Source organism: Mesorhizobium sp. G2-6-1, from assembly GCF_055809095.1.
This window is the reverse complement of the sequence record NZ_CM147896.1, coordinates 1,788,001-1,804,814: the sequence shown is the minus strand read 5'-3', so window position 1 is coordinate 1,804,814 and position 16,814 is coordinate 1,788,001. Positions and strand designations below refer to the sequence as shown.

General features: G+C 56.8%; 14 protein-coding genes and 4 pseudogenes. 7 read left to right on the top strand and 11 right to left on the bottom strand.

Annotated features, from left to right (window positions below):
* Positions 1 to 34: 34 nt before the first annotated feature.
* The 4 genes and pseudogenes from AC0L7S_RS08655 to ybgC all read right to left on the bottom strand — a co-directional run bounded on the left by AC0L7S_RS08655 (position 35) and on the right by ybgC (position 3,179).
* Positions 35 to 1,194: pseudogene (locus AC0L7S_RS08655) on the bottom strand (hypothetical protein).
* A 2-nt stretch (positions 1,195 to 1,196) separates the two neighbouring features.
* Positions 1,197 to 1,655, bottom strand: a complete 459-nt coding sequence (tolR, locus tag AC0L7S_RS08650; RefSeq protein WP_473473948.1) for a protein TolR — start codon at positions 1,653 to 1,655, stop codon at positions 1,197 to 1,199.
* A gap of 10 nt (positions 1,656 to 1,665) precedes the next feature.
* Positions 1,666 to 2,375, bottom strand: a pseudogene (gene tolQ, locus AC0L7S_RS08645) (protein TolQ).
* 327 nt (positions 2,376 to 2,702) lie between these two features.
* A complete protein-coding gene (gene ybgC / locus AC0L7S_RS08640) occupies positions 2,703 to 3,179 on the bottom strand; it encodes a tol-pal system-associated acyl-CoA thioesterase (RefSeq protein WP_473473947.1) in 477 nt (158 codons plus the stop codon).
* A gap of 80 nt (positions 3,180 to 3,259) precedes the next feature.
* Between ybgC and AC0L7S_RS08635 the strand changes: the two genes are divergently transcribed.
* Positions 3,260 to 4,492, top strand: a complete 1,233-nt coding sequence (locus AC0L7S_RS08635; protein ID WP_473474235.1) for a glycoside hydrolase family 5 protein — start codon at positions 3,260 to 3,262, stop codon at positions 4,490 to 4,492.
* 39 nt (positions 4,493 to 4,531) lie between these two features.
* Here AC0L7S_RS08635 and ruvB read toward each other — a convergent pair whose 3' ends face one another.
* The 7 genes and pseudogenes from ruvB to AC0L7S_RS08600 all read right to left on the bottom strand — a co-directional run bounded on the left by ruvB (position 4,532) and on the right by AC0L7S_RS08600 (position 11,001).
* Positions 4,532 to 5,569: a Holliday junction branch migration DNA helicase RuvB gene (ruvB, locus tag AC0L7S_RS08630; RefSeq protein ID WP_473473946.1), complete on the bottom strand. Its 1,038-nt coding sequence runs from the start codon at positions 5,567 to 5,569 to the stop codon at positions 4,532 to 4,534.
* Positions 5,570 to 5,612: 43 nt separating this feature from the next.
* The gene (gene ruvA / locus AC0L7S_RS08625; protein ID WP_473473945.1) at positions 5,613 to 6,233 is read right to left on the bottom strand and encodes a Holliday junction branch migration protein RuvA; all 621 of its coding nucleotides are present in this window, start codon (positions 6,231 to 6,233) and stop codon (positions 5,613 to 5,615) included.
* A 12-nt stretch (positions 6,234 to 6,245) separates the two neighbouring features.
* On the bottom strand, positions 6,246 to 6,755 hold the full coding sequence (ruvC, locus tag AC0L7S_RS08620) for a crossover junction endodeoxyribonuclease RuvC (RefSeq protein ID WP_473473944.1): 510 nt from the start codon (positions 6,753 to 6,755) through the stop codon (positions 6,246 to 6,248).
* A gap of 69 nt (positions 6,756 to 6,824) precedes the next feature.
* Positions 6,825 to 7,358 (bottom strand): protease adaptor protein RcdA, encoded by a 534-nt coding sequence (gene rcdA, locus AC0L7S_RS08615; protein WP_473473943.1) that lies wholly within the window; start codon positions 7,356 to 7,358, stop codon positions 6,825 to 6,827.
* A 560-nt stretch (positions 7,359 to 7,918) separates the two neighbouring features.
* The gene (locus tag AC0L7S_RS08610) at positions 7,919 to 8,299 is read right to left on the bottom strand and encodes a hypothetical protein (RefSeq protein WP_473473942.1); all 381 of its coding nucleotides are present in this window, start codon (positions 8,297 to 8,299) and stop codon (positions 7,919 to 7,921) included.
* A gap of 229 nt (positions 8,300 to 8,528) precedes the next feature.
* Positions 8,529 to 10,167 (bottom strand): annotated as a pseudogene (locus tag AC0L7S_RS08605) (acyl-CoA synthetase).
* Between the two features lie 63 nt (positions 10,168 to 10,230).
* Complete coding sequence (locus AC0L7S_RS08600) at positions 10,231 to 11,001, bottom strand: sulfite exporter TauE/SafE family protein (protein ID WP_473473941.1); 771 nt, start codon at positions 10,999 to 11,001, stop codon at positions 10,231 to 10,233.
* A gap of 214 nt (positions 11,002 to 11,215) precedes the next feature.
* Here AC0L7S_RS08600 and AC0L7S_RS08595 point away from each other — a divergent pair, with 214 nt between their 5' ends.
* The 6 genes and pseudogenes from AC0L7S_RS08595 (at position 11,216) to AC0L7S_RS08570 (ending at position 16,752) form a co-directional block, all read left to right on the top strand.
* On the top strand, positions 11,216 to 11,863 hold the full coding sequence (locus AC0L7S_RS08595; RefSeq protein ID WP_473473940.1) for a thiamine phosphate synthase: 648 nt from the start codon (positions 11,216 to 11,218) through the stop codon (positions 11,861 to 11,863).
* Between the two features lie 3 nt (positions 11,864 to 11,866).
* Positions 11,867 to 12,913, top strand: coding sequence for a tetratricopeptide repeat protein (locus AC0L7S_RS08590; RefSeq protein ID WP_473473939.1), 1,047 nt, complete (start codon positions 11,867 to 11,869; stop codon positions 12,911 to 12,913).
* 126 nt (positions 12,914 to 13,039) lie between these two features.
* Complete coding sequence (gene efp / locus AC0L7S_RS08585) at positions 13,040 to 13,606, top strand: elongation factor P (RefSeq protein WP_473473938.1); 567 nt, start codon at positions 13,040 to 13,042, stop codon at positions 13,604 to 13,606.
* A gap of 108 nt (positions 13,607 to 13,714) precedes the next feature.
* Complete coding sequence (locus AC0L7S_RS08580; RefSeq protein ID WP_473473937.1) at positions 13,715 to 14,515, top strand: inositol monophosphatase family protein; 801 nt, start codon at positions 13,715 to 13,717, stop codon at positions 14,513 to 14,515.
* 182 nt (positions 14,516 to 14,697) lie between these two features.
* Positions 14,698 to 15,720, top strand: a complete 1,023-nt coding sequence (locus AC0L7S_RS08575; RefSeq protein ID WP_473473936.1) for a MotA/TolQ/ExbB proton channel family protein — start codon at positions 14,698 to 14,700, stop codon at positions 15,718 to 15,720.
* Position 15,721: 1 nt separating this feature from the next.
* A pseudogene (locus AC0L7S_RS08570) lies at positions 15,722 to 16,752 on the top strand (peptidoglycan -binding protein).
* Positions 16,753 to 16,814 lie beyond the last annotated feature (62 nt).

Below are 16,814 nucleotides of genomic sequence, written 5' to 3'. Positions count from 1 at the left end.
ATTCAACCTCACTCTTTTATGCCCGAAACCAACATCAGAACATGTCGGTCGGATCGAAATTCACCACGACCACCGACCAGCTGTCATATTTGTCGGCCGGAAGGTTGAAAGGTGCGCATTTTTGCACAGCCCGAACCGCAGATTCCGCAGCCGTTCGACCCGGTCCCGATGAAGCACCACCGGCAATCACCTCCGGGCGACCTTCTAAAACACCCGATTGATCGAGCCTGAAGCGCACGGAAACCTTGAGCGTCGCCGCATCGTCAACACCGGCTGGAATACTCCAGCAGCCACCCAGCTTCTGGCGTAAGGCGTCCATTTCATTTTGCGAAAGCTTGTTCCCGCCGGTCGACTTTTTACCGCCAAGCGATGCCTCTTCGGTGGTGCGCTTGGCACCGCCGCCCGAAGGCTTTTGCTTGTTGAGAAGAGCAGCCACTTCATCGGCGTTGAAATCCTTCTCTTCCGATTTCGGTCGCGACGAGGCTTCTTTGACAGGCTTGTCCGCATTCTTGCGTTCAGGAGCCTTTGCCGTTTCGGCTTGCGCCGGCTTCGGTTGTGGTCGCGCTTCCGGGGCAGGTGCCATATCGGGCAATTGCGCAGACTCAGCCGGTTGCTCGGCAGCGATGGTCTCGGCAACGGCGTCTGGCTTCACAACGGGTTGAGGCTCCACCACAGACGTTTTTTCAGGCGCTGGCGCTGGCTTTGGCTCGGCCACCGGCTGCGGCTTGGGCTCTGCCTGCTTGACGGGATCAGGCTTGACTGCCTCTTTCGGCTTTGGAACCGGCGCCAACTCCGTGGCAGGTACGGGTTTGGGTTCATCCTTCGGTTTTGGCACGTCTTCAGGTTTCGGTTTTTCAACCGGCTGAGGCGCAGGCGGAAGGGCTGTGGCGGTATCAACCGGCTTGGGAGTTGCTTCCGGCGTCACCGGCTTGTTGGTATCGATGCTGTTTTCGCCAACATCCTTGGCGTCGGCAACGATGTCGGGACGATCCGTTGGCAATGGAGCGGACTTTTCGCGAAGCGGGGCCTTCTTGTCACCCTGCTGGATTTGCGTGACTTCCGACAACGGCACGATGTCGACCGGCAGCGCCTCGACATCCGCGACTTCGAAAGCAGCCGGTGCCGAGAGCGAAAAAGCCCGAATACGAGCAACGCTCCATGCATGATCACCGATGTGGTGAGACCGACCTTCAAGATTACTGATCCTGTTCCTGCAGCGTAACGAGGCCGAGATTCTTGTAACCGGCTGCCGAGATGCGCGCCATGACCTTCATGACCGTTCCGTAGTCGGCCGTCTTGTCGCCACGCACATAAATGCGTTCGTCATAGCCAGTTTTCGAGATCGCCTCGAGCTTGGGCACAACTTCTTCCAGCGGGATTTCGGTTTCCTGCAAATAGATCTGTCCACCTTCATTGACCGATACCGTGATCGGCTGTGTTTCCGAATTCATCGCCTTGGCCTGGGTTTCCGGGAGCTCGATTGGCACGCCAACGGTCAAAAGCGGGGCCGCCACCATGAAGATGATGAGCAGCACCAGCATGACATCGACGAAAGGCGTGACATTGATCTCGGAGATCAGTGCCTGACGGCGGCCGCGGCGGCCGTATCCTCGCCCGCCGCGTCCATATCCACCGGTCCCTGCAGACATTCCCATGACTTCTACCTCACGCGACTTTCGCTACTTTTTCATCGATTTGACGCGAGAGTATGGCGGAGAATTCGTCGGCGAACCCTTCCATCCTGACCGCGATCTTGCCTGCATCCGATGACAGTTTGTTGTAGGCGATGACCGCCGGAATGGCCGCCAGAAGACCGATGGCCGTCGCCAGAAGCGCTTCGGCAATACCCGGCGCGACAACGGCAAGGCTGGTCGATTTCGAACCGGCGATCGCCTGAAACGAGGTCATGATGCCAACCACCGTGCCAAACAGGCCGATAAATGGTGCTGCCGAGCCAATGGTTGCAAGAAAACCCAGACGCCCTTCCAGCCGTTCCATTTCCCGCGTCAGTGCCAGATCCATGGCCTTGTCGATGCGTGTCTGAAGGCCCAGTGGCGACTTCGCACCTTTTTCGAAGCTTTTTTCCACTCTCGCATGGCGGCAACGAAGATGGCACCCATGCCCGTGGTCTTGCGGTCAGCCAGTGTCCGGTAAAGCTCCTCCAGCGACTGACCGGACCAGAAGATTTGCTCGAAACGGTTGAGTGCAAGCCGCATTCTGCCATAGGCAATCAACTTGTCGACGACGATTGCCCAGGTCCAGATGGACGCACCAAGCAAACCGATTATGACCAGCTTGACCACCCAGTTGGCCTGCATGAACAACGCCCAGATTGACAAGTGCGCGCCAGGTTCGGCGAGAGCGATATTTTCCATTCTACGATCCTTAAAGACTTTCCGGGCGTGGCTCTCGGCTTGCCCTTGGCGCAGTGCACTTTTCGGTTCGTTTACCGCGAACCTTTCAGAAATGCCCCGATTCAGCGCTGTTGTCGGCCTTTTCAGGGCAAATGTTGGTGAAACGAAGGCATAAGGAATCCTTCGATTGTCACTATTCTCTTCATGAACTGTTATGGTTAAGGATGGGTTATGACGCATGAGGTAGCGCCAAGCTACAGATTGCGCCCGCAGTAGATGCGGATCGCGCCTTTTCGGGCCGTAATGACAGGTGCGGCCCCGCATATCCCGTTGAGGTATTGAAAGTGGCTAATCGGCGGCCTTGCGCAGAAATGCCGCAATCCACTCTTTCGGAAACCGTCGTGGCCGCCCGTTCTCACCGATAATCGCGGCCTCGACGCGCGCTTCGACCAGAATATCGTCATCGCGCTTCAATTGCTGCGCCATGAAAATACGCGCGCCGGAAACCTCTGTCGCAGAGGTATCGACAGCGAGAATGTCATCGATGTGGGCCGGTCTGTGAAAATCGATCTCCATGCGCCGCACCACCCAGACGATTTTCTCGCCATGTTTCCCATCGGCCAGTTCGGTATGGTGCACCCCCGCCATTCTGAGAAAATCGGAGCGCCCGCGCTCGAAGAATTCAAGATAACGTGCGTGATAGACAACGCCTGAGAAATCCGTATCGGCATAGTAGACCCGTGCCATAAGCCGATGCCCGAACGGTGTCAGCGCCCCGGAAATACCTGCCAGCAACATGTCTGATGATTCACCATGATCGCCCATTGCGCTTTCCTTTTGCTTCCCGGCATGCAGGAATTTGGCCCACTCAAGAGTGAAGCGACCCGATGGCATCACCGATGAATATGATAACAACCCTCGTCGCAGGGCTTGTGTTGCTGGCAGCTTCCATGTTGCCGGCGCAAAGCGCCAGTTTCGTCATGAAACGCGGCCTCAATCTCGATATATGGACGACATGGCCCGGCGAAGACAAGTGGGATAACCCGCAAACCATTCTGCCATATCCTGAATGGCGCAAATTCCTGAATGACGCAGATCTCGGCAAGCTGAAAGATAGCGGCTTCGATTTCCTGCGCATGCCGGTCGATCCCTCGCCGTTCCTGTCCGCGAAGACGAAGGCTCTGCGCGACGATCTTTATGCCAGCGTGCTGAGTTCGGTGCGCATGATAAATCGCGCCGGGCTAAAGGTTGTTGTCGACATGCATCTCATCCCGGCCGGTGGCAATCGTAGAATTGGTATGGCCGAAGTCATGGCCGACCCCGCACTGTTCGACGCCTATGTCGATGTCGTTCGGAAGATGGCGCACACGCTTGCAAATGAAGACCCCGCCGAGGTCGCTTTCGAGCCGATGAACGAACCCATTCTCAATTGCGACACCGACGCGACCGACCTGTGGCCAGCGCACCTGCAGCGCCTGTTCGCGGCGGCGCGTTCATCCGCCACCCGGCTAACGCTCATTCTTGGCGGCGGTTGTTATTCCGGTGCCGAGTCCCTGACAAGAATTGATCCAAAAGCTATCGCAGACAACAATATCATCTGGACTTTTCATTCCTACGATCCATTCCTTCTTACTCATCAAGGGGCCACCTGGGCCGGTGATTTCATTCCCTATGTGACGGGCCTTCCATATCCGCTGACCGCAATTCCAAGAGCTGAGCTTGATGCTGTGCTGGATACCATCCGTGCGCGCATCAAGGCCGAGGCACCATGGACACGACGCAGCGGTTTGTTGGCCTATCTGGACGAACAGGTCGCTTCGATGGACAGCCCTGAAAAGCTGTTTGAAATCATGGATACGCCATTCAAACAGGTTGAAAACTGGGCCATGGAAAATGACATTGCACCTCAAAACATCACGCTTGGCGAATTCGGGATGATCCGGCAGGAATATGGCAACACCCATGTCATACCGGCGAAATATCGCGCGGTTTATGTCCATGACATGATTGCACGAGCCGAATCTCACGGCTTTTCATGGTCATTGTGGGACTATGGTGGCGCTTTTGGTGTTGTAGACGCCTTTGATGGCGAGAAGGCCGAACCGGACGTGCTGGACATGATCCGCGCGCTGAAATAAGCCCCCGAATTGCAGTCGAATTTCTAATTTTCTGGCGACCTACTCTTCCTGAAAAAGATTGATCTGCTGCTGTGCCAGATCCTTTGGCACGTCGAGCCCGAGGTGACGCCAGGCATTGGCGGTCAAGACGCGGCCACGCGGCGTACGCTGGATGAAGCCCTGCTGGATGAGATAGGGCTCGATGATATCCTCGATAGCGTCGCGCGGTTCCGATAGACCCGCCGCAATCGTCTCTATCCCAACCGGGCCGCCACCGAAATTGCCTGCGATCATCGAAAGATAGCGTCTGTCGAGCGCATCAAGGCCAAGCGCATCGACTTCGAGCCGCGACAGCGCCTCGTCGGCGACTTTACGCGACACATGGGCGTCACCCGCCACGCTGGCAAAATCCCGCACGCGGCGCAGCAACCTGCCCGCAATGCGCGGCGTCCCGCGGGCACGGCGCGCAATCTCCAACGCGCCATCGTCACCCAGTGGCATGGAAAGAATGCGTGCGCCACGGCGCACGATCTGTTCCAGTTCCTCAACCGAATAGAAATTGAGCCGCACGGGAATGCCGAAACGATCACGCAGCGGATTGGTCAGCAATCCGAGCCGCGTCGTGGCTGCAACAAGAGTAAACCTTGCCAGGTCGATCTTGACCGAGCGCGCTGCCGGTCCCTCACCGATAATGAGGTCGAGTTGAAAATCCTCCATCGCCGGATAGAGGATTTCCTCAACAGCGGGATTGAGCCGGTGGATCTCATCGATGAACAAGACATCGCGGTCTTCAAGATTGGTCAGAAGTGCTGCCAGGTCGCCAGCCTTGGCAATAACCGGGCCGGAGGTTGAACGGAAATTGACACCCAGTTCCCGCGCCATTATTTGAGCCAGCGTCGTCTTGCCAAGTCCCGGCGGACCGACAAACAGCACATGATCCAGCGCCTCGCCGCGTCCCTTGGCTGCTTCTATGAACACTTTGAGATTGGCGCGCGCCGCAGCCTGGCCTACGAACTCCTCAAGCGATTGCGGCCGCAGCGTCTGTTCGGCGTCCTCGCCGCGCTTTTCCGGGGTAATGAGGCGTGGAGACAGGCTCATTACGCTCTCCTGCCACGCATCACAGGGCGAGGCAAGTCAGGCATCACCGTGCAAGTTCCTTCAGGCCGAAGCGGATCAGCCTGGCGGAATCCGCATCCTCGCCCGCAGCCTTCAGCGCCGCCGAAACGGCATTGGCGGCCATATCTCGCGAATAGCCAAGATTGACCAAGGCTGAAACGGCATCGGCAATCGGCGCAGGGGCAACGCCTTCACCAAGTTCCTGTTTCAGGCCGATCGTGCCGCTTGCCTCGCCGGCATAGGCTGGTGCCTTGTTCTTCAACTCCGTAACAATACGCTCGGCCACTTTCTTGCCAACGCCCGGTGCCCGCGACACCATGGCGATGTCACGCAGGGCAATCGCATTGGCGAGGTCCGCAGGTGCCAGCGTCGACAGGATCGCCAGCGCCACTTTTGCGCCAACGCCTTGCACATTGTTCATCAACAATCGAAACCATTCTCGCTCCAGCGTCGAGCGAAATCCATAAAGGCGGATCATGTCCTCGCGCACATAGGTTTCGATAAACAGCGCCACGGCCTCACCGGGAGCGGGCAGCGTCGCAAGTGCCCGGGTCGAACAGAACACCACATAGCCGACGCCCTGCACGTCGATGATGCAGTGATCTTCATCGATTTCGTCGATTATGCCTTTAAGCTTGCCGATCAACCGCGCTATCCCTCATGCCAGTTGGGCGACCCGGTACGCAACGCTTTGCCGGTGATGCGCATGGCAAATCGCAATTGCCAGCGCGTCGGCAGCGTCATCCGTGTCGAATGTAGCTTTCGGCATCAAAACCCTGACCATCATATGGATTTGTTTCTTGTCGCCATGCCCGACGCCAATGACCGCCTTCTTGATCGCGTTCGGTGCATATTCGGCTACCACCAACCCGGCCCGCGCCGGCACCAGCATGGCAATGCCGCGTGCCTGCCCAAGCTTCAGCGTCGCCGACGCATCCTTGCTGACGAAGGTCTGCTCCACCGCCGCCTCATGCGGCATGGCACGGTGCAAGACATCGGCCAGGCCGTCATGCAACTGGCACAGGCGCGAAGCAAGCGCCATCTTGTCGTTGGAGCGAACAGTTCCCGCATCGATGAAGCGCAGCGAATTGCCAAGGCTTTCCACCACGCCCCAACCAGTGCGCCGAAGCCCCGGATCAATGCCTATGATACGAATCGCGTCCGCCATTTGCCCACTCTATCTGCCACCGGCAGACTTGCCAGCGAAATGTGAACAAACCGGAAACGAAAATGCGCCTCATCCCCTGGCGAATGCGGTATTCAGCAAGCTGATCTGATCGGAGACAGGATTTACCCGGCGCCCAACAGGATTTTCTTCAGCCTGCGAATTACCGCCATAGACCTCCTCATCCATGCGCCGCACAAGTGCCTGCAATCTGAGCGAGCGATGCACAAGGTCCAAAAACTCTTCCGGCAACTCACTCCATCCGTCAGTGCCTTCATGAGCCGAAACCGTATCGAGCCGGACTTTGACCTTCTCGCTTTCCACCTGATCGCGAGTCATTTCGCCCGAATTGGCCGCGCGTTGCAAAAGCAACCATGAAGCAATCTGCATGAGACGTGTCGTCAGCCGCATCGATTCGGCCGCATAAAGGGTCGCGGCCAGCCGCGACAGCTTCTTCGCCTCGATCCGGCCTGTGCCATCGAGATATTCAGCTGCATGTTCGACCAGGCCCATGCCCTCATTGTAGAGAGGCTTGAAGGACTGCGAAAACACCCGGCGTTCGGCCAGTTTCACGGTTTTCTCTCGTTCCTTCGAAGGCTTGTTCATTATCATCCCTTGCATCCATGCGGCTTGCCGAATCAGGTGCTCGCCGCACCTATCAACCTATACAATCGAGGCAAGAAAATGCGCCTCGTCTTCGTTCAAGGCAAGCACATGTTTAACAAAGGGTTAACGCGGCATAGCGACATGTGTCCGTGAAGCAGGTTGGGCCTGAATGGACACATGCAGTGCGCTCTGTGCCCTCGCCTCTATGCATGGGTTGGCAAGCATCAAACAACTGCTCGAATAAGGACAAAAAAAGAGCCGCGGGTAAGGCGGCTCTCAGGAGTTTAACAGGGAGGCGTCAAACAAAGTGGCTCCAACCACTCGTAAGAATCCAGAAAACTGGATGCACATAGTAAACAGCCGTAAAGCTTAATGGAGCCTTAACAGACTTGCATTTTTTTAAATGATCATCAGCCTGCCGGGCAACGAAGTATCATGCGATTTCGAGTGCATGTCGCCCAATAGTGTACAGCGGTTTTCAGACAACGACATGCACAAAAACAAAGGCTTAAAGCACCCTGCATGTATCCCTTTAAACGCGATGTGCTTCAGTTTGAACGTCAGTTTCGCCGCCACACAACAGGGAGCGCGATGAAGACAAACAAGAACATGGCAGCGTAAAAACCCATCGAGCCGATGGCCACCACGGGTTCGATTGCCTCATTGCCTCCCAGCAGCAAATAAAGGCCAACAAGCAGTGTGATCCCGCTCACCGCTGTCAGCCAGAAATGCACCTTGGCGAGCATTTTGGAGGCGGCGGCCGGAAACAGGTGATAGAAAAACGCAAAGACTGCCGACATGAGCCATCCCGCCACCATAATGTGGGCGTGTGTCGGCATTTCCGTATGGTCCTGACTTATTGACATGCTCAGGCCGAGCGCCATGCCGCACAAGGCATAGATGATCGCCAATGTGAAAAAATTACGTGCCACCACTTGCATGACAAATGCTCCCGATGACCTCTTCCCTCACGGGAATGGTTTGATGATGAACAGATTGGATTGGTGTCGAATCGTGCAGTGACCGCTTAGTCAGCCGCGCCCCCACACGAAACAGCAAAACACCCCCAAGCGCAGCATAGTAGCAAATTTCGGCGTTTCCGCAATGTGATTTAATAAGCCAGCTACATGCTTGTTCGCGCAACAGGCTCCCTGTATCCGGATATCGTTGTCAGGAGCTTCTCGCCATTTCGCGCAAGCGGAATTTCTGGATTTTGCCGGTCGACGTCTTGGGAATTTCCGCAAAGATAATGGCCTTGGGTACTTTGAAGCGGGCAAGCAGGGTTCGGCAATGTTCGATAATATCGGCCTCAGTGGCAAGCTTCCCCGGTTTCAGTTCGACATATGCCACCGGTACCTCGCCCCATTTTTCGTCGTTGCGCGCTACAACACCACAGGAAGCGACTGCGGGATGCTTGTAGAGCACATCTTCCACCTCGATGGAGGAGATATTCTCACCGCCTGAAATGATAATATCCTTTGAGCGATCCTTGATCTGGATGTAGCCGTCCGGGTGCATGACGCCGAGATCGCCCGAATGAAACCAGCCACCGGAAAATGCTTCCTGGCTCGCCGTCTTGTTCTTGAGATAGCCTTTCATGACGATGTTGCCGCGAAACATCACTTCGCCGATCGTTTTGCCGTCGGCGGGTATCTTTTGCATGGTTTCCGGATCGATGACCGACAAATCCTCAAGCGCTGCATATCGCACCCCTTGCCGCGCCTTTTTTCGGTACGCGCACCCTTGTCGAGATCATCCCATTCACTCTGCCATTCATTGACCACCGCTGGCCCATAAGTTTCAGTCAGACCGTAGAGATGCGTTACCGCAATACCGGCATCTGCCATGCCCGACAAAACCGCCTCCGGGGTGGTGCTGCCGCTGTATTGAACGAAACAATCTGCGAAAATGTCCGTTTTTCCTCGTCTCGCGCATTGATCAGCAACGACATGACGACCGGTGCGCCGCAAAGATGGGTAACTCCGTGATCGGCGATGGCATCATATATCGCCTTTGGCCGCACCCAGCGCAGGCAAACGTGGGTGCCAGCCTGAACCGCCAGCGTCCATGGAAAACACCAGCCATTGCAATGAAACATCGGCAGCGTCCAAAGATAAACGCAATGTCTGCCCATGCCCGCATGGATGGTGTTGGTGTAAGCCATCAAGGCTGCACCGCGATGATGATAGACGACACCCTTGGGATTGCCGGTGGTACCCGACGTATAGTTCAGGGAAATCGAATCCCATTCGTCACCGGGCATTGACCATGCAAAATCGTCATCGCCGCTTGCCATGAACGCTTCATAATCGATGCTGCCGATGGGCGCGCCTTTCGGATATGGCGCGTCATCGTCATAATCCGGATCGTCATAGTCGATGACCAATGGCTTGACCGTTGCCAATGTCAGCGCCTCTTTGATCACGCCTGAAAATTCGCGATCGACGATCAGCACCCGGGTTTCGGCATGGTCGAGTTGGAAGGCGATGACTGCGGCGTCGAGACGCGTGTTCAGGCAATGCAAAACAGCCCTGATCATCGGAACGCCGAAATGCGCTTCCAGCATCGGCGGCGTGTTGGACAGCATCACCGTCACCGTATCGTTCTTGCCGATACCGCGTTTGGCCAGTGCCGAAGCCAGTTTCAGCGAACGCGACCAGAATTCACGGTAGCAAATGCGCTGGCTGCCATGAATAATCGCGACATGTGCGGGAAACACCTTGGCCGCCCGCTCAAGATAGGTAATCGGCGTCAGCGGTTGGTAGTTGGCCGGGTTCTTTTCCAGGTCGATCTCGTAACTGCTAGCCATCCGATCCCCCAACAAACAGTTTTCACGCTATCTATTAATAGCTTTGGAACAATCGCGCCATGCCTACCAAAGACCGACCAGACCATCCCAGAACAGCTTCAACGCAATCAGGCCGACAGTTGTATATGTGAAGGGGTAAAAGACCTCTGGCCGCATCCGCCGCACCAGCCATGCTCCCGCAAGAGTTGCCAGCGGGGCCAGTGGTGTGAGCACCAGCGAAGCGCTGAGATTGGTGGCGTCGAACTGTCCCAGTGCAAAATACGGGACAAGTTTCAAGGCATTGGTGACAGCGAAAAACAGAGCTGCGGTACCCGACAAGACTTTCGGATCGAGCCTGATCGGCAGGGCATAAACCTGAAACGGCGGACCACCGACATGGGCAACGAAACTTGTATACCCGGCAATCGCGCCCCAAAAAGCTGCGGCAATCCGGTTCGGCTGCACAGTGTGGTCCGCGCCATGCCGAAGTTGCAGATAGGCCCAGCGCAAGACGAAAACGATGGCCACGCCCCCAACGATCAGCCGCACCATTTCCTCAGTCACCAGCGCTGCGGTAAGCCAGCCGAGGCCAACACCGGCAACGGCGCCAGGCAGCATCTCTACCAGTGTCCTTCGATCAAATACGCCCCACCATGTCCAGACCGACACGATATCCATCAGGCACAGGATCGGCAGCAAAATTGCAGCCGCCTGGACCGGCGGCATGATCAGCGCCATCAACGGTACGCCGACAATACCGACCGCACCGCCGAACCCGCCCTTCGACAGACCAACCAGAATGACAGCCGGAATGGCAGTGGCATAAAATAGAGGATCGAGAAGCAGAGGCGTCAATCAGGCGTTCCATTCAAGGAGTGGTTGAGTTTCAGGATGCGAGATTGCGCGGCAGTACTGGCACTCAATAGACCCTACCCACGCATTCGAAAACTGGCGAGGCTCCATCGGGCGATTTACAATAGGCTGGATGCCTGTTCAATCGTGCCACATTGTTCTATGCCGCAATGCAACCATCTTCACCCGCCATAGGCGAAGGCCGGAACCTACGCGCATGAATGATCAAACGCCCCCCAATCGCTGCCGCATCGTCCTGATCGCACCACCTGCCACAGACATGAAACGTCTGGCAGACGCATTGAGTGGGGGTGACATTGCATCGCTGATCCTGCCGCAGGGCGATACAGACGATGCGTCGTTTCAGGCTTTCGCCGAGCAGGTAATCCCGCTGGCCCGGCAAGCCGGTGCCGCAACCATCATCGCAGGGGATTCCCGCACTGCCGGCAGAGTGCAGGCGGACGGTATACATATCGAGGCAGACAAGGCCGGGCTTGCCGATGCCATAGATCGCCTGCAGGACAAGATGATGGTCGGCGCAGGCGGTGTAAAAACCCGCGACGCCGCGTTGGAACTTGGCGAAGTGCGTCCCGACTACATGTTTTTTGGCCGTTTCGGCTACGACAACAAGCCCGAACCTCATCCACGCAATCTTGCATTGGGACAATGGTGGGCCGAGATGATCGAAATCCCCTGCATTGTCATGGCCGGTTCCGATCTCGCCTCAGTCGAGGATGTGGCGCGCACAGGTGCCGAATTTGTGGCGCTCTCGTCTGCAATCTTTGCTGACGGCGTCGACCCGAATGATGCCATCGCTCGTGCCAACGCCTTGCTCGACAATTCTGCGCCACACTTCGAGGATTGACCAATGGTGGCGCGGTTGCTCCTTTCGCTGTTTCTTGCCGGTGCAAATGTTTCTTTTGCGCGCGCGTCGGATGCCTTGCCTCAACCACTGTCAAAGACAACCGGCGAAATGTCCAAGAGAACTGACAGGCCCATTGCCACACAGCTTCCCCAACCGTCCACCACCGACAAGCCCGGCCCCTTGCCATCCGCCAACGGGGTCGATCCAGCCCGCTTTGGTTCAAGGCCCGCCGACGCCGCCTATGGTGCCTATCAACGAGGGCTTTACAAGACAGCTTACAATCTGGCGCTGCCGCGCGCGCAAAATGGCGATCCCGCAGCGCAGACCTTGCTGGCCGAACTTCTGGCGCGCGGCCTCGGTGTCCCGCTCGACGCCAAAGCCGCGGCAAAATGGTATGCCGCAGCGGCCGAACGGGGCGTACCCGAAGCGCAGTTCCAATATGCCCTGATGTTGCTCGACGGCAATTTCGTAAAGAAGGACGAGAAGGAAGCATACGCCCTGATGCAGGCGGCTGCCGAAGCCGGCAATTCGCTGGCGCAGTTCAATTTCGCGCAATTGCTGGTAAGCCAGGATCCGGGTGCTGCGGGGCTTTCGCGGGCAGTTCGCTATTATGAGCGCGCCGCGAGTGCAGGTGTCCCGGATGCGCAATATGCGATGGCCCAGATCTACGCCAACGGCGTCGGCGGCAAGAAGAAGGACGATGTCCTGGCGAGGCAATTGCTCACGCAGGCGGCGAGGCAGAACTATGACACTGCACAACTCGATCTTGGCCAGTGGATGATCGAGGGACGTGGCGGCAAGCGCGATCTGAAATCCGCGTTCGGCTGGATGTCGGTTGCAGCTCATGGCGGCAATGTCGCGGCCCAGAACCGCCTTGCGAAAATGTACAGGGGCGGCATCGGCGTCGGTCCCGATTCGATCCTCGCCGGGGCATGGTACATCGTTGCCCGCCGTGCCGGCCTCATTGATCCGCAAATGGAAGATTTCCTGCAAGGCCTGACAGAAGACGAAACCAGAGAAGCTATCAAGAAGGCCAATCGACTGCTCTGAACGGGCATCCGGGATGCGCCCATCTTGTGCCAAGGATGGCCGCCTCTCTTGCCTCTTTCGCCAATTTGTGGTCTTGGAGGCCCGAAATCGCCTCCCGGCGAACACCTCATTTCGGATCAAAACACTATGGCCAAGATCAACGGCAACGAAATCCGTCCCGGCAACGTCATCGAACATGATGGCGGCCTGTGGGTGGCAGTCAAGACTAACGCGGTCAAACCCGGCAAGGGCGGTGCCTATAATCAGGTCGAATTGAAGAACCTGATCAACGGCACCAAGCTCAATGAACGCTTCCGTTCAGCCGAAACAGTTGAAAAGGTCCGGCTGGAGCAGAAGGATTTTTCATTCCTTTACGAGCAGGGCGAAGCATTGGTGTTCATGGATACTGAAAGCTACGAACAGCTTGAATTGCAGAAAGACTTTGTCGGCGACCGCGCTGCATTCTTGCAAGACGGCATGATGGTGACGGTTGAGCTTTATGAGGAGCGCCCGATCGGCATTTCGCTGCCCGATCAGGTCACATTGACCATCACCGAAGCCGACCCTGTGGTGAAAGGTCAAACCGCCGCATCTTCTTACAAACCCGCTGTCCTTGAAAACGGCATCCGCGTTCTGGTGCCGCCCTTCATTGCCTCAGGCGAGCGCATCATCGTCGACACCAGTGAAATCACCTACATTCGCCGCGCCGACTAGAGCCGGCAAATGCGCGCGCCCACCCACACCCTCCTTGCGCAGAAAACGTCTGGCAAGAAATTGAGGCATGACATGGCGTGCGACTTACCGAATTGGAGAACTTTCTGAATGGCGCGCTCCGCGATCCTCAATGTCATGGTTCAGGCCGCTATGAAGGCGGGGCGCTCGCTGTCGCGCGACTTCGGCGAGGTGCAGAACCTGCAAGTTTCCATGAAAGGTCCGGGAGACTACGTCAGCCAGGCTGACCGCAAGGCTGAAGAAATCATCTTTGCGGAATTGTCAAAAGGCAGGCCCGGTTATTCTTTCCTCATGGAAGAACGCGGTGCCGTCATGGGCGATGATGACCAACATCGCTGGATTGTCGACCCTTTGGACGGGACAACGAACTTCCTGCACGGCATTCCGCTGTTTTCGATTTCAATAGCATTGGAGCGGCAGGGCCAACTGGTCGCCGGTGTCATTTACAATCCGGCAATGGACGAACTTTATACGGCCGAGCGCGGTGGCGGCGCTTTCATGAACGACCGTCGCTTGCGTGTTGCGGGCAGAGCCAAGCTGAGTGATACGGTGATCAGCTGCGGCATTCCGCATCTCGGGCGCAGCCATCACGGCAATTTTCTGGTTGAACTGCGCAACGTAATGGCTGAGGTTTCAGGTGTGCGGCGTATGGGGTCTGCCGCACTCGATCTGGCCTATGTTGCTTCAGGCCGACTGGATGGACATTGGGAAACCGGCCTGTCCGCCTGGGATATTGCCGCTGGCATCCTGATGGTGCGCGAGGCAGGTGGTTTCATTTCCGATATGAACGGCACGCAGGAAATGCTGGATAGCGGATCGGTGATCGCAGGCAACGAAACCATTCACCGGAACTTGTTGAAGACGGTGAAGAAACCGGTAGCTCCGCGCTGAAGGCATTTTTTGCAGACGATCTCGTGAAGTACGGCTTGGTGGCGCCTGCGCCGATCATTTTCCCCAACAATGGGTTTGATTGGGGTTGAATACCCAACATAGTGGCAAGCACCTTTCAATTTCGCCAGATTTCGTCTTAGAGTCGCGTCGACATGATCGGCGGATTCGGAAACGGGATACGAATGACATTTCTCAGATCGTTCGGAATAGGCAAGGGCTCGGATGTGCTGAATTACGATCCGCACAAGCTGTCCAGCCCACAGGTATTTGTGCTGACAATGGCCATCTTTCTGGCAATGGTCGGCTTCATCGTCATTGTCCTGACCCGCCAGATTTCGTCAGCATTCTCCACCAATCCGGGCCTCAACGGCCTGATCGTCGGCGTTCTTCTGGTCGGTATCCTTCTGGCATTTGCTCAGGTCATTCGCCTTTTCCGGGAAGTGCGGTGGGTCAATTCCTTCCGCGCTGGCTCCGAGACCACCGAACCGGTGCTTCTTGCCCCGATGAAGGCGATGTTGAGCCGCTCCTCTTCCATGGCATTCTCGACAAGTTCTATGCGCACGATGCTCGATTCGATCGGCACGCGTCTCGACGAAACCCGCGATACGTCGCGCTACCTGGTCGGCCTTTTGATTTTTCTCGGTCTTCTCGGTACTTTCTGGGGCTTGCTGCAAACGATTGGCTCGATTGGCGACACGATCCAGTCGTTGGACCCTGGAACCGGCGACTCCGCTTCGGTTCTTGAATCTTTGAAGCAAGGACTTGCAGCACCGCTTGCCGGTATGGGCACGGCGTTTTCATCGTCGCTGTTCGGTCTTTCGGGCTCCCTGGTATTGGGCTTCCTCGATTTGCAGGCGGGACGTGCGCAGACGCGCTTTTATACGGAACTTGAAAACTGGCTGTCATCAGTGACCGACCTGTCCTCCGATATTGTCGTTCCAGACGCCACCAAGGCCGAGTCCACCGACGAAATCCGCGCCTTGTCGGAGCGCCTGCGCACATTGCAGGAAGGCGGCAGTTCCAATCCACGTGTTGCAACGGCCATGGCCAATCTGGCCGACGGCATATCCGGCCTGGTCAAGAACATGCGCTCCGAGCAGCAAATCATGCGCGACTGGGTCGAGGCGCAAAGTGATGAGCAAAAGGCGATGCGAAATACGCTTGAAAAGATCGCTGATGCGCTGAAGAAGCAGGGGACGAACTGAGGTGGGCTTGGCAAGATCGCGCCGCAGCGACCGCCACATTGATTACTGGCCGGGCTTCGTCGATGCATTGTCGACCCTGTTGCTTGCCATCATGTTCCTGTTGTCGGTCTTTGTGCTGGCGCAGTTCCTTCTCAGCCGCGAGATCACGGGCAAGGATGAAGTCCTCAATCGCCTCAACTCCCAGATCAATGAGTTGACGCAACTGCTCTCGCTTGAAAAGGGCAACACTCAAGATGCCCAGGACGCACTGGCAAACCTGCAAGCGTCGCTATCGGCGGCAGAGGCTGAAAAAGCCGGCTTCAACAATTGCTGGAGCAAGGCGCGGGAGCAGGAAGTGCTGCAAACGCGCGCGCATTGACCTTGTCGACGCAGCTTGACAGCGAACGCCAGATCAGCCAGCGCGCGCTTAGCCAGGTCGAACTGCTCAATCAGCAGATTGCAGCTTTGAGAAAGCAGATCGGCGCGCTGGAGGATGCGCTCGATGTATCCGAAACGCGCGATCGGGAATCGAACACCAAGATTGCCGATCTTGGCCGGCGTCTCAATGTCGCCCTTGCGCAGCGCGTTCAGGAGTTGAACCGCTACCGTTCCGATTTTTTCGGTCGCCTGCGTGAAATCCTTGCCGACCGAGATAACATTCGCATTGTCGGCGACCGCTTCGTTTTCCAGTCGGAAGTGCTTTTCCCAACCGGCTCCGATCAGATCAATGATGCGGGCAAGGGCGAGATGAAAAAACTTGCCGACGCCATCATCGAACTTCAGAAAGAAATACCGCCAGAGATCAACTGGGTTTTGCGCGTTGACGGCCACACCGATAATCGTCCCCTGTCAGGCACTGGCCGCTATCGCGACAATTGGGAGCTTTCAACGGCGCGTTCGACCTCGGTGGTGAAATTCCTTATCGCCAATGGCGTTCCGGCCAATCGGCTGGTTGCTGCCGGATTTGGCGAGTTCCAGCCGCTTGATGAGAGTGACACAGATGAGGCGCGCACGAAAAACCGCCGCATCGAGTTGAAATTGACCGAGCGTTAAACCTAACAACAAGGGCGCGCGAGCCCGGGCGTCTCTCACAGTTGCCCGTCCGGCCCGCTTGC

Coding starts and splice junctions, on each gene's coding strand:
- AC0L7S_RS08580 (WP_473473937.1), top strand. CDS start 13,715: ATGGCGCGCTCCGCGATCCTCAATGTCATGGTTCAGGCCGCTATGAAG.
- ruvB (WP_473473946.1), bottom strand. CDS start 5,569: ATGAGCCTGTCTCCACGCCTCATTACCCCGGAAAAGCGCGGCGAGGAC.
- tolR (WP_473473948.1), bottom strand. CDS start 1,655: ATGGGAATGTCTGCAGGGACCGGTGGATATGGACGCGGCGGGCGAGGA.
- AC0L7S_RS08595 (WP_473473940.1), top strand. CDS start 11,216: ATGAATGATCAAACGCCCCCCAATCGCTGCCGCATCGTCCTGATCGCA.
- AC0L7S_RS08575 (WP_473473936.1), top strand. CDS start 14,698: ATGACATTTCTCAGATCGTTCGGAATAGGCAAGGGCTCGGATGTGCTG.
- AC0L7S_RS08635 (WP_473474235.1), top strand. CDS start 3,260: ATGATAACAACCCTCGTCGCAGGGCTTGTGTTGCTGGCAGCTTCCATG.
- ybgC (WP_473473947.1), bottom strand. CDS start 3,179: ATGGGCGATCATGGTGAATCATCAGACATGTTGCTGGCAGGTATTTCC.
- efp (WP_473473938.1), top strand. CDS start 13,040: ATGGCCAAGATCAACGGCAACGAAATCCGTCCCGGCAACGTCATCGAA.
- ruvC (WP_473473944.1), bottom strand. CDS start 6,755: ATGGCGGACGCGATTCGTATCATAGGCATTGATCCGGGGCTTCGGCGC.
- AC0L7S_RS08590 (WP_473473939.1), top strand. CDS start 11,867: ATGGTGGCGCGGTTGCTCCTTTCGCTGTTTCTTGCCGGTGCAAATGTT.
- AC0L7S_RS08610 (WP_473473942.1), bottom strand. CDS start 8,299: ATGCAAGTGGTGGCACGTAATTTTTTCACATTGGCGATCATCTATGCC.
- rcdA (WP_473473943.1), bottom strand. CDS start 7,358: ATGAACAAGCCTTCGAAGGAACGAGAGAAAACCGTGAAACTGGCCGAA.